Source organism: Halalkalibacter akibai JCM 9157 (genome assembly GCF_000513135.1).
Taxonomy (GTDB): domain Bacteria; phylum Bacillota; class Bacilli; order Bacillales; family Bacillaceae_D; genus Halalkalibacter; species Halalkalibacter akibai.
The window spans coordinates 155,978-168,242 of sequence record NZ_BAUV01000003.1 but is presented as its reverse complement, the minus strand read 5'-3'; the positions used below and the strand labels follow the sequence as shown (position 1 = coordinate 168,242).

General features: G+C 39.3%; 8 protein-coding genes and 4 pseudogenes. 5 read left to right on the top strand and 7 right to left on the bottom strand.

Annotated features, from left to right (window positions below; genetic code table 11):
* Positions 1-8: 8 nt before the first annotated feature.
* A pseudogene (tkt, locus tag JCM9157_RS03480) lies at positions 9-2,002 on the bottom strand (transketolase).
* A 228-nt stretch (positions 2,003-2,230) separates the two neighbouring features.
* Here tkt and JCM9157_RS03475 point away from each other — a divergent pair.
* From JCM9157_RS03475 to JCM9157_RS25960, 3 genes and pseudogenes are all read left to right on the top strand, one after another.
* Positions 2,231-3,088 carry a MurR/RpiR family transcriptional regulator gene (locus JCM9157_RS03475; protein ID WP_035662161.1) on the top strand — a complete coding sequence of 286 codons (858 nt, stop codon included), beginning with the start codon at positions 2,231-2,233 and terminating at the stop codon, positions 3,086-3,088.
* Positions 3,089-3,114: 26 nt separating this feature from the next.
* Positions 3,115-3,976: pseudogene (locus JCM9157_RS25965) on the top strand (FGGY family carbohydrate kinase).
* 47 nt (positions 3,977-4,023) lie between these two features.
* Positions 4,024-4,647: a xylulokinase gene (locus JCM9157_RS25960; RefSeq protein ID WP_369384687.1), complete on the top strand. Its 624-nt coding sequence runs from the start codon at positions 4,024-4,026 to the stop codon at positions 4,645-4,647.
* Between the two features lie 54 nt (positions 4,648-4,701).
* On the opposite strand, the gene JCM9157_RS03465 is transcribed toward JCM9157_RS25960, so the two are convergent.
* The 3 genes and pseudogenes from JCM9157_RS03465 to JCM9157_RS03455 all read right to left on the bottom strand — a co-directional run bounded on the left by JCM9157_RS03465 (position 4,702) and on the right by JCM9157_RS03455 (position 9,603).
* Complete coding sequence (locus JCM9157_RS03465) at positions 4,702-7,074, bottom strand: putative bifunctional diguanylate cyclase/phosphodiesterase (RefSeq protein WP_035662158.1); 2,373 nt, start codon at positions 7,072-7,074, stop codon at positions 4,702-4,704.
* Positions 7,075-7,300: 226 nt separating this feature from the next.
* Positions 7,301-7,806: pseudogene (locus tag JCM9157_RS03460) on the bottom strand (GNAT family N-acetyltransferase).
* Positions 7,807-7,905: 99 nt separating this feature from the next.
* Positions 7,906-9,603, bottom strand: a complete 1,698-nt coding sequence (locus JCM9157_RS03455; RefSeq protein ID WP_035662156.1) for a methyl-accepting chemotaxis protein — start codon at positions 9,601-9,603, stop codon at positions 7,906-7,908.
* Positions 9,604-9,860: 257 nt separating this feature from the next.
* On the opposite strand from JCM9157_RS03455, the gene JCM9157_RS03450 reads away from it, so the two are divergent.
* Together JCM9157_RS03450 and JCM9157_RS03445 are read left to right on the top strand one after the other, a co-directional pair.
* Positions 9,861-10,301, top strand: coding sequence for a MarR family winged helix-turn-helix transcriptional regulator (locus JCM9157_RS03450; RefSeq protein WP_369384686.1), 441 nt, complete (start codon positions 9,861-9,863; stop codon positions 10,299-10,301).
* A gap of 89 nt (positions 10,302-10,390) precedes the next feature.
* Positions 10,391-11,018, top strand: a pseudogene (locus tag JCM9157_RS03445) (FMN-dependent NADH-azoreductase).
* Positions 11,019-11,184: 166 nt separating this feature from the next.
* Here the strand turns inward: JCM9157_RS03445 and JCM9157_RS03440 are convergent.
* The 3 genes from JCM9157_RS03440 to JCM9157_RS24550 form a co-directional block, all read right to left on the bottom strand.
* Positions 11,185-11,556, bottom strand: coding sequence for an iron chaperone (locus tag JCM9157_RS03440; protein ID WP_035662151.1), 372 nt, complete (start codon positions 11,554-11,556; stop codon positions 11,185-11,187).
* 70 nt (positions 11,557-11,626) lie between these two features.
* Positions 11,627-12,049, bottom strand: coding sequence for a DUF1801 domain-containing protein (locus JCM9157_RS03435; RefSeq protein ID WP_035662148.1), 423 nt, complete (start codon positions 12,047-12,049; stop codon positions 11,627-11,629).
* Between the two features lie 31 nt (positions 12,050-12,080).
* Positions 12,081-12,227, bottom strand: coding sequence for a hypothetical protein (locus JCM9157_RS24550; protein ID WP_156321469.1), 147 nt, complete (start codon positions 12,225-12,227; stop codon positions 12,081-12,083).
* Between the last annotated feature and the right edge of the window lie 38 nt (positions 12,228-12,265).

The window sequence follows — 12,265 nt, the reverse complement described above, 5'->3', positions numbered from 1 at the left end:
CTAGCTCCTTAGACTGTTATTTGTATTAAATGTTTCGCCTCATGAACGATATGATGGGTTGTAAAGCCGAACCACTCCATGACGCACTGCCAGACCCTGATGCTCCAAAAGTCTCAATTGAGATGATTTTGCCGTCAAATCCAGTAAAACGTTCCCAACCTAGACCAATTCCAGCTTCTATTGAAATTCGATTTCTAACAGCTGCCGGTAAAATTTCCTCTTTATAGCTTGCGCTTTGTGCTGCGAATAATTCCCAACTTGGTACAGCGACCACTCGAACCGAATGTCCTTCATTTTCTAGTTCCTCTTTAGCACCTACCGCTAATGAAACTTCAGAACCTGTTGCAAGCATGATCAAATCTGGTTGCTCGTTCGTTTCTGTTAAAACATACGCTCCTTTTGATAAGTCAGTGATGTTTCCGCGCGTTTGCTCATAAACCGGTAAATTTTGACGGCTAAGAACGAGCGCAACAGGTCCATTGTTTTGCTGTAGGCTGTACGCCCATGCACTAGCGGTTTCATTGGCATCAGATGGACGAATCACCGTTAATCCTGGAATTGAACGTAGAGCAGCTAATTGCTCAATCGGCTCATGCGTTGGACCGTCTTCGCCAACGGCAATCGAATCATGAGTGAACACATACGTAACTGGCAATTTTTGCAGAGCAGCCAAGCGAATAGCTGGACGCAAATAATCATTAAACACAAAGAACGTACTAACAAATGGCTTCACTCCGCCATGCAGAGCCATACCGTTTCCAGCGGCTCCCATCGCATGCTCCCTGACACCAAAGTAGACATTTCGCCCAGCAAAAGATTCAACAGCAAATTTATCTTCGCCCTTTAAATCGGTCATCGTCGAATGAGACAGATCCGCGCTCCCGCCAAACAATGCGGGCACCTTTTTAACAAAGTGATTCATAGCCTCACCACTAGCCACTCGCGTCGATACGGACTTACTCGAATCAAAAGTCAAGATGTCTTGAACATCAAGTTTCACTTCACCAGAAATCGCTTGTTCTAGTTCCATTCCTAGTTCAGGATAGGCTTGTTTGTAAGCTGCAAACAATTGTTGCCACTTTTTCTCGCTCGCGTCACCCTTTTCTTTTAACTTTAGAAAATGCTGCTTCACTTCTTCTGGTACATGGAAAGATTCTTCATAATCCCAGCCGTAGCTTGCTTTTGTTGCTTTTGCTTCCTCTAGTCCAAGCGGAGCTCCGTGTACTTTGTTCGTGCCTGCTAAATTCGGACTTCCGTATCCGATAATCGTTCGGACTTCAATTAACGTCGGTTGATCAAGCGTTTGCTTCGCTAATTCAAGCGCCTTTGAAATGGCTTCAACATCATTTCCGTCTTCCACTCGAATGTATTGCCAATGTACGGATTCAGCACGTTTTTTGATATCTTCTGAGAAAGAGAGGTTCAGCGTTCCATCTAGAGAAATCTCATTTGAATCATATAAAACGACTAACTTCCCTAACCTCATATGACCTGCCATCGACATCGCCTCATAAGCAATGCCCTCCATTAAGTCCCCATCACCAACAAGACCATATGTAAAATGATCAATAACAGAGTGATTTTCTCTATTAAACTTTGCCGCTAAATGCGCTTCAGCCATAGCCATTCCTACTGCATTGGCAATTCCTTGACCGAGCGGGCCTGTTGTTGCTTCGACCCCATGCGTGTGCCCAGCTTCAGGGTGTCCAGGTGTTTTGCTATTTAATTTACGAAAGTTTTTCAAGTCTTCAGTCGTGACATCATAGCCAGCGAGGTGAAGCAAGCTATACAACATACTTGATCCATGCCCAGCTGATAAAACAAAGCGGTCACGGTTAAACCAATTGGCATTGCTCGGTGTATGTGCTAAGTGCTTTGCCCATAGTGCATACGCCATTGGAGCCGCTCCCATCGGCAGACCTGGGTGTCCTGAGTTGGCTTCGTTGATCATATCAATCGACAATGTACGTATGGCATTCACAGCTTTTGTTTCAATAGACATAAAAATCCCTCCAAATAACGTTTATCTTATCTATTCGAAATTTTTTTCATTTGATGAATCGCTTACCTAACTTCTCTTCATAACTACCTCGAAAACGAATGGCACTAATATCTCTTTCTATGAAAAAAAATTTCTTTCTAACTTGATTGTATGTAAAAAAATATTTTTTTTTTAAGCGTTTTCGTTTATGCTAGAGAAAGAATTATCCTATATAAGGGGGAGAAAATTATGCCATTTACTGAGTCTCATCCAACGATTACGAGAATTTCTTCTTCCTATTCTTCCTTCAGTAGTAAAGAACAAATCATTGCCGACTATATATTAGAAAATCCCAAGAAAATTATACATTCAACGATTAGTCAAATTGCCGAAGATTTAGACATTGCGGAAGCAACGGTGTTTCGCTTTTGTAAAAGAATTGGGTACAAAGGCTATCAAGCGATGAAGATTGCCCTTGCTTCTGAGATTGTCACCCCAATCGAGAATATCCATGAGGCAATTAGCGTACATGATGATGAAAGCACTGTGGCAGAAAAGGTGTTCAGATCAAACATTAGAACATTAGAACAAACCAAACAGATTATTGATCAGCCTTCTTTTAAAAAAGCAGTTGATGCTTTTCTAGCTGCTGAACGCATTGAATTTTATGGATCGGGCGGTTCAGGAACGATTGCAAACGATGCCCATCATAAATTTTTACGAATCGGAATGAAAACCTTGTATTATAGCGATACTCATTTACAAATTATGTCAGCTTCCCAACTAACACCCAATGATTTAGTCGTGATCTTTTCGCATTCGGGTGCGTCAAAGGATAGTATTGAGGTGGCAGAGCTTGTGAAAAGTACAGGAGCCACGGTGATCGGGATTACCAATTTGGCAAAATCACCACTAAGTCAAGTGAGTGATATCGTTCTCTTCACAGCTTCTACGGAAACGGAGTATCGTTCCGAGGCTCTAGCTTCTCGTATTGCGCAATTAAGTATTGTCGACGCTCTATTTGTAAATGTTAGTATGAGACGACAAGACGAAGTAAAAGATGCACTTCATAAAATGCGAAATGCGATTGCCGTAAAGCGAATTTAGCTTTCATTTTTGAAAGGACTGTTATCATGTCAAAGAAGCAATATGTATTAGGATTAGATATAGGAACGACTAGTGCCAAAGCCGTTTTATTTCAAAAGGATGGGATCGTTGTTTCTGAAAATGAAAACGCATACCCTGTTTCTCACCCCCGACCATCATGGTAGAACAAGATCCTGTTGAAATTGAACAAGCGGCGATTAAGGCCATTGCCGGAGCGGTCGAAAAAAGTGGCGTTAGTGAAACAGATATTCTTTGCGTAGGAATATCCTCTGCGATGCACTCGTTAATTTGCTTAAACGATCAGCATGAACCAATCTCACCTTCGATTACCTGGGCAGACGGTCGCAGTGTCGAGCAAGCGAACCGACTTAAAGCCTCGTTTGGCAATGATCTCTATTTAAAAACCGGAACACCGATTCATCCGATGTCGCCTTTAACGAAATTAATCTGGATGAAGGAAACGAACTATGAGCTTACCACCAAGCGGCAAAGTTCGTTTCTATTAAAGAGTTTTTGCTGCAAAAGTGGTTCGGTCAATTTATCGTTGATTATGCGATTGCCTCAGCAAGTGGATTATTTAATATCCATACATTCGAATGGGAGAAAGAAGCGCTTCAAGCTGCTGGAATTTCAAAGGAACAGTTGTCAGAGCCTGTGCCATCAACAGCTATTTGCCAAGGGCTCACACCTGAACTTGCCGAGCAATTCCGTCTGCCAAAAGATATTCCATTTGTGATTGGATCAAGTGATGGTCCTCTTGCTAATTTAGGAATTGGTGCGATTAATCCGGGGGATGTTGCGATTACGATTGGGACAAGTGGTGCAATCCGTCAAATGTCGGCGAAGCACAAACCGATGAACTTCAGGAGATTTTTTGTTACGGCGTAACGAAAGACTTATGGATCATGGGTGGCCCAACAAACAACGGGGGAATTGTGTTTCAATGGCTAAAAGAGGTGTTAGGGGAAAAAGAGGTTCAGCAAGCACTGGCATCGGGTGGCAGTCCTTATGATTTACTCACACAATTAGCACAAGGAGTAAAACCAGGTGCCGACGGCCTTTTATTCTTGCCGTTCTTAAACGGAGAACGCGCACCATACTGGGATGCCAATGCGCGCGGAAGCTTCATCGGCTTAACCTTATCGCATCAGAAACCCCATATGATTCGAGCTGGTCTTGAGGGAGTGATCTTCAGTATGTACAGTATTGGAGAAGCACTCGAACGATTAGCAGGCTCACCCGCCAACATCTTTGCAAGTGGTGGATTTGCGCGGTCACCTCTATGGCTTCAAATATTAACCGATATATTTGGACACGAAGTACAAGTACCTGTCAGTCACCAAAGCTCCGCTTGGGGAGCAGCCTGGTTTGGGTTATATGCATTAGGTGAGGTCTCTTCTTTATCGGCCATTAAGGAATCAATCCCAATGAAAGAAACGTATACCCCAAACAGTGTAAACCACGACTTCTACAACGAGCTATACCAAACATATAGCCAACTGTACTTTGCGTTAAAGCCGCACTTCAGTGAGCTTGCAACTTTACAAAGAGGAAAATAAAAACGGCGCCTGCGGGCGCCGCTTTTTTTAATGGGGGGTCTGACCCCCACCACTTTAACGCTGTACAGCACTGGGGGTCAGACCCCTCTCCAGCAGCAGCTGAAAATCCTCTCCCGCTATCGGCCGTGAGTAATAAAACCCTTGCACCTCAACACATTGTAAGTCTTCTAACAATCGAATCTGCTCCTCGGTTTCGACCCCTTCGGCTATGACACTCAAATTCAAATTCTTACTCATTGAGATTATCGTTGAGATGATTTCTTTATTATCGTTGAAATTCGAGATAAACGATTTATCGATTTTCAAGCGATCGACCGATAAGTTAACTAAATAGCTTAGAGAACTATAGCCTGTGCCGAAATCGTCGACACTGATTTCGACGCCGACTTCTCTTAGTGCCTTTAACTTTTTATTCACATCGGCTTGTCCTTTTACAATCATTCTCTCCGTTATTTCCACTTCAATATCAGATCCTTTTAAGCCAAAGTCTGCTAGCTTATCGATCAGATATGGAACAAAATCCTCTTGATAAAAGTGAATGAACGAAACATTAATTGACGTTCTTGGTGGCTTTAGGCCGCTTGTTTTCCAGGCTTGAAGCGATTGAAACACTTTTTTCATGACAACTCTCTCTAATCCAACGATTAAATTCGTCTCTTCTGCTAAAGAAATAAACTCGAGCGGTGAGAGAAATCCGTGTTTTGGATGATCCCAGCGCACTAAGGCTTCTGAACCGATCACTTCTTTCGTTCTTAAGTTGTATTTCGGTTGAAAATAAACAGTTAAACTTTCTTGCTCGATTGCTTTTCGCAGATCGTTTTCTAAGTACATTTTGTTTTTTGTTTGTTGAATCATACTTTTATCAAAGATTTTATAATGATTAGATCCATATTCCTTCACCGCATACATCGCAATATCTGCATATTTAAGCATCTCTTCTGCCGTTTTTGCGTCTTTCGGAAACTCTGAAATGCCGATACTCGCAGTTAGTGTGAATTCCGATCCATCAATTTTGATTGGAAGATTAAATTCAGCTAAGATGTTTTCGGCAATTTCCTTGCTGTCAAAATGAGACGGTACCATGACCGCAAACTCATCACCCGCTAACCTTGCAACAACACAATCTTCTTGTAAAACAGCCGTTAGCTTCTCCCCAATCTTCTCAAGAATACGGTCTCCAAATAAATGTCCAAACGTATCATTAATTCGTTTAAAACGATCAAAATCAATATACAAGAGCGAAAACGTTTGACTCTCAACAATTAGTTGGGCGATCGTTTGTTCAAAATAACGTCGATTCGGTAATTGCGTTAACTCATCATGATAAGCTAAAAAGTGATTTTTCTTTTCTGCTCTCTTTTGTTCTGTAATATCTTTTACAATGCCGTAGAGACCCGTAATTTTGCCATCAATTACTATGCGAACAATGGTAATTTTCACATCTAAAGTCTCACCTTTTTTATTTGTCAACTTCGTTTCAACTAATTTGGAAGCACCGGTTAAAGCTTCATTCATGTTGACTAATTGGTTCTCATCACGTAAAAAGTGGTTAATATGCAAACCTATTAACTGTTGAGGCTTATACCCTAACAGTCTTGTTACTTCCTTATTAACATCCGTGATAATCCCTTCACTTGAAACGGAGAAAACCGTATCTGGATTATGATGAAACAAAGATAAATAAGACTGTACATTTTTCACAGCCAACTTCTGTCCTATTAAATCTGGGACAAGTCCTAACACTAGATTTGCATTTAACAAGAAGATAAATGGCACCAAGAAAAGAAGTTGCTCCGTAGAGGCAGGCATAATGCTATCAAAAGTAAATAGCGAAACAAGCACAACATAAGGAATTCCCGCTAACGAAAAACCTACTGTGACACAGCCAAATAATTGCCAGCCTGAAAACATGTTATACCCTTCTTCATTCGTCATTTGTGTCAAAAAGCGAATCAACGAAAAAGCCGTACCTAAAATTAATACATTCGCCATAATAAACAAGATTGCTTTAAATTCAATAAACTCAGCAAAAAGATAGAGAAACCCTAATGAGTCCGCACATAAAATTGAAATCGCTATAACGATGCTAATTCTAATAAAATGCAAAGGTTTCAGAAACATATTCTGCGCTATTTGCAGTGTGAAAAAAGAGCCGATAAACGTAAAGATAAAACTTAACGTCGCATAAATAATCAGATCCACCATTTGAAAAGGAAGGTTCACCGTTAGCACGATCACGATGTTTTTCAACCAAAAACAAAAAGCGAGAATAAAAGAATAAGAACCTTTTTTTACAATAGAATTTTCCCCTTGCTTAATTTGACGACTAAAATGAACCGCAAAAAAACAAGTAATGATTGCGATTAAGACCGTCAGAGCAACAGAGAAAATATTAAACACATAAAAAGATGGTACATTATCAAGCACAAATACCCCTCGTTTCAAAATTATCAATATAGGTATTATATACCCATACTTTTTTATCATAAACCTATTTTAATCATATCAAATTAAGTATTATTAGTCCAAAAGGATTACTAATTATCCTACTTTAGTTTTATAACATGCAAAAAAGGTGTTTCAAAATAGTTATCACCGATCCTGAAACACCTTCTTATGCTCTTGTCTAATACAACTTCATGTTAACATCTCCTCAACACTCCACCCAAAACCTCTTAATCACATTCCCATCCTCTTCTATAAAATCGGTATCCATAACCCCTCCATTATTAACAATCGTTCGATAGGACCCGGTATTGTCTTCATTGCAAACGACTAAAACACTGTTAATCTCTAACTGCCTCGTTTTTTCAAGAGCTAGTGAAAGTAGCTTAGTCGCGTACCCCTTTCTTCTCTCAGAAGGGCGAATTCCATAGCAATATGCCCGCCACTGTTATGTAAAAGTTCGGTTAGACGGTGCCTGATGTTAACAACGCCAAGGATTCTATTGTCTTCATTGACTAACCAATACGTTGAGTCCGGAACCCAGCCTTCAGGAACATCGCTATCTAGTAAACTCTGAACCATCTCTTCAAAATGAGTCGGGTCTTTTTTGATGACCCACGGAATCATCTTTTCTCCGGTCTCTTTCCATTCCTCATAAAATGAGAGATATTCCTTCTTTAACTGAACGGTTGGTTTTACTAAACTAAGTGACATCTCACAACACCCCTTCCTTTTTTACCCATTTTATTATGCTCTACACAAACAAAAAAGAACAGCCCCTATCGTTTTCGACACGGACCGTTCCCACAACTATTACAGTTTAAACTTTTGAACTAACACATTTAATTTTTCTGCTAGTTGAGCCAATTCATCAGAATTGTTTGCTACTTCTTCCATTGAACTACTAACTTGTTCCGCTGATGCTGACGTTTGTTCAATTCCTGCTGCTGACTCCTCTGATACTGAGGCCATTTCCTGTATAGAAGCGTTCATTTTTTCATTGTTTGTAGAAATCGTTTTTAAATTATTGGAGACTGTTTCCATACTTATCGCCATGTCTGTTACTGCTTGATTGATCCGAGTAAATGTTTCTCCTGTTGTCTTGATTTGAATTATGCCTTGTTTCACTTCTTCATAGCCCGATTCTAGTGAATTCGCTACAGCCGTTGACTCACTTTGTATGCCACCTACAATTGTTGTAATTTCGGTAACAGATTCTGTAACTTGCTCTGCTAGTTTACGAACTTCATCAGCGACAACGGCAAAACCGCGACCATGATCTCCTGCTCGGGCAGCCTCAATCGCTGCATTTAAAGCTAATAGGTTCGTCTGCGCAGCAATGTCTTTAATCACTGATACTAATGTAGAAATCTGCTGAGACTGAGCATCTAACCCTTTAACTTTTTGCACCGAGTCTTGGACAATTTCATCAATTTGCTTCATTTGTTTGATTGAAGAATCCATTAACTGACTTCCTTCTGTCGTTAACGCCTTGACTTCCATGGAAGTGGTTTTCACTTTCTCACCATCTTCATTTGCTTCTTGAATTTTAGTTGAAAAGGACTCCATTACGTTTGCCAAACCAAGTGCTGCGCTTGCTTGTGTTTCTGCTCCTGCTGCTAATTCCTGCATCGTCACGGCAGTCTGCTGCGAACCTGCTTTTACTTCATTAGCAGCTTGCGTTAACTCCTCGCTCTGGTTTGTAACCGTCTTAGAGACACCTGTTATTTCATCTATTAAATTTCGCGTATTTTCACTCATTCTATTTGTAGCCATCACCAATTGACCTATTTCGTCTCTTGAGCTTGTATCTAATGGTTTTTCACTAAGATCAAATGTTGAAATGGCATTCATACGGTTCATAACTACTTTAATTGGGTTTGTAATCACCTGCGCTGTAATAAGTGCAACGGTTACTCCGATGATGAAGACCAAGCCACTTAGTATCATTGTAACCAACAAAGTGTTTTGACCACTATTTATAATCTCATGCCCTTGCTCGATTGCTAGCGTTTCTCTTGTATAAGCCATTTCCTCAAATCCGTTCATGACTTCACGGCCAAGCGTTTGAGCTTGACTGCTTAATATATCAACTGCACCTTGACTATCGCCCTGGTCGTAAATAGGAAACACTTCATTTATAATAATTCCTCTCCATGTATTACTTTTCTCAACGAGTTCGACTACCTTCTCCGAATTTGTTGTAGCCAGAAGCTCCTCTTGCAGTGCTAAACTTCTATCCGTGTACTCGTTGAATAAGTCCTTATACTCTTGGTCACCATAGATAACATAACCTCGTGCTAAAGCGGTTTGCTGCGCCATATTAAACGCAAGTCTTTCGTCAGCAATTAACAAAGGCAATTGATATTCAATAATATCCTTTGTTTGCTCATTTACTTTCATAATTGATCCAACATTAAACACGGTTAATATAAGAACTAAAACAATTAATTGCGAAAAACCAAATAAAACCTTCATTCTAATGCTTTTAAAATTTAATAACCTTTTCATGTCCATACTCCTCAATGATGTAATATAATAGTTACTTATACCCACGTTTTTTACTAATCAAACATTATTTTCACTAAAAAAGTATTTATTTTTACCTATTTCAATCTTAATTAAAAAAATAACTAGTTCTTTCCTCATATTAAACTTAGACTAACCTTCAAGCCGATAAGAAAAGGCAAAACTCATATTTGACTTTTCCTCGCCAACTATTTTATACTTACGTTTGTAATTAGTATGTATAGCAACTAAAAAGAGGGATGACTTTGAAATTATCTTTTCAAGACTATATCAGTATTAAGATTCATAAGACTGATCTATTCCTGACTAGCATGATTAAATCTAAATTAGAGCCTTTTAACCTCGCTCCAGAACAAAATTTAATTATGATGTTACTGTGGGAAAAGGATGGTCTTAGTCAGAATCAACTTGTAGAAAAGTTGGATAAGGATAAGACGAATATTGCAAGAATGGCTTCTAGTCTTGAGAAGAAAGGATTTATTAAGAGGAGTAGCTGTCCAAATGATCGTCGTTCCGTTAAACTTTTTTTAACCGAGTGTGGCAAAAAGCTCGGCAAAGAGATTCTTCCGATTACAGAGGAATTTAATGAGATTGTTTGTGAAGGAATTTCAGAGGAAGAACTTTTACAACTAGAAAGATTGCTCAATAAAATGAAAGAAAATGTCCAAACTTCTTTTTAAGTAGGACATTTGACTCAAATGGTTGCTATGACAACATAACTAAAACTAAAGGTTGCTATGACAACCTTACTATATGGAGGTAATTTAAGATGGCAAAAGTACTATTTATTAAAGCAAATTCAAGACCAATTGAACAAAGCGGTGAGCGTAAAGCTTTACCACACTTTCCTTGAGCAATATCAAAAGTCTAACCCAAATGACGAAATTACAGAACTTGACTTGTTTGAAGAAAATCTACCATACTATGATACTGATAAAATTAACGGGATGTTTAAACTTTCAAAAGGCATGGAATTAACAGCGTCTGAGAAAGAAGCGACAGATTTAGTTGAAAAGTATTTAAATCAGTTCCTTGAGGCTGATAAAGTGGTAATCGCGTTCCCACTTTGGAATTTCACTGTTCCAGCGGTGTTACACACGTATTTAGATTATTTAGCGCAAGCTGGTAAAACGTTTAGATACACAGCTGAAGGCCCAGTTGGGTTATTAACTGATAAGAAGATCGCTCTTCTAAATGCAAGAGGTGGCGTTTATTCTGAAGGTCCTGCTCAAGCTGCTGAAATGGCCGTTAACTACGTGAACACAATGTTAAACTTCTGGGGCGTTCAAGATATTTCAACTGTTATTATCGAAGGACATAATCAATTCCCTGATCAAGCTGAAACGATCATTGGAGAAGGGTTAGAAAAAGCAGCGACTGTAGCTGAAACGTTCTAAAACAAGCTAAAGAGCTCTGTGGTATCTCCTTAACTATTAAAAAGCACCGCATACACGCGGTGCTTTTTTGTATATAAGAATAGCTCAGTTATTAAACAGTGCTTCTAACAGTTAATTCTAAACAACCCTTCATTCATAAAGGGAAAGAGTTCCCCCTGCTACACCGTTATTTTCTCCAAAAAGTAGTGCAGTTTGCCTTGTCCCAAATATTAAACTCGATCATTTTCTCAAGAAGTGGGTAATCAACTGGAGCATTCCAAGGGATACGTATCAGCTCTTTTGTGTAATCATATCCTGCCTTCACAATATCTTCCTCTACATGAGTGATCGTTACACTTTCAGGTGCGACCGCTATATGCTTTTTAGATACGCTTAAGCCAATAATAAATGTACCATGATGAGTAAACATCGGTTGATTCCATTTCATTTCTGTGTTTAAGTTTGAATATTTATTTTTTATCCAAGTAAGCACTTCTTCTGTTTTTTCTCTGTGGGTCGGGTCATCAATCCCCGCTATAAACTCTGAAAAGACTTCCATATTAGTCCCTCCTAACCTAAACTTTTGTCGCTCCTAATGTCAGCACATTAGGTCTATTTAGAGTTCTTGATTATTGATCAGAATAATGCTTTTTCAAAAAGCGAACTGATTGTGTAATTAACGCCTTTAACACATTAACATCAATATCTGCTACCTTGTTAATGTACACACACGCTTTTCCAGTTGTATGTTTACCAAAGTCTTTGAGCAGTTGCTCGCGTTCTGAGTCACCCGTTGCAAAATACAAACTAATCTTCGCTTTACGAGGGGAAAAACCGACTAAAGGCGCGTCGCCTTCATGACCTGATGCGTATTTATAATGATAGGAACCAAACCCAATAATACTTGAACCCCACATCTTCGCCTTGAAACCTGTTGTTTCTGTAAAAAGATCAAGAAGTTGATAAGCATCTGCACGCTTTCTCTCGCTTTCAACCTGTTCAATAAACTCCATTACATCATTATCATTTTCTTTTGTTTTCAGTTCGTACATCTTTAGTCCTCGTTTCTATGTGTCACTTGAACTATTTTTTCTGGTATGGAAAGCAAGGATAAGCGACAATTGTGTTTATGTCTTTCGGCTTTGCTAGCCATTCTTTTTTTACTGTAAGCTTAATTTTATCAACACCGCTTCCATTATAGTAACTAGGATACTCAATTTTTTCGCCCATATTCTTCCTCCTCATTTCTAGTTACATTATACTTCTAC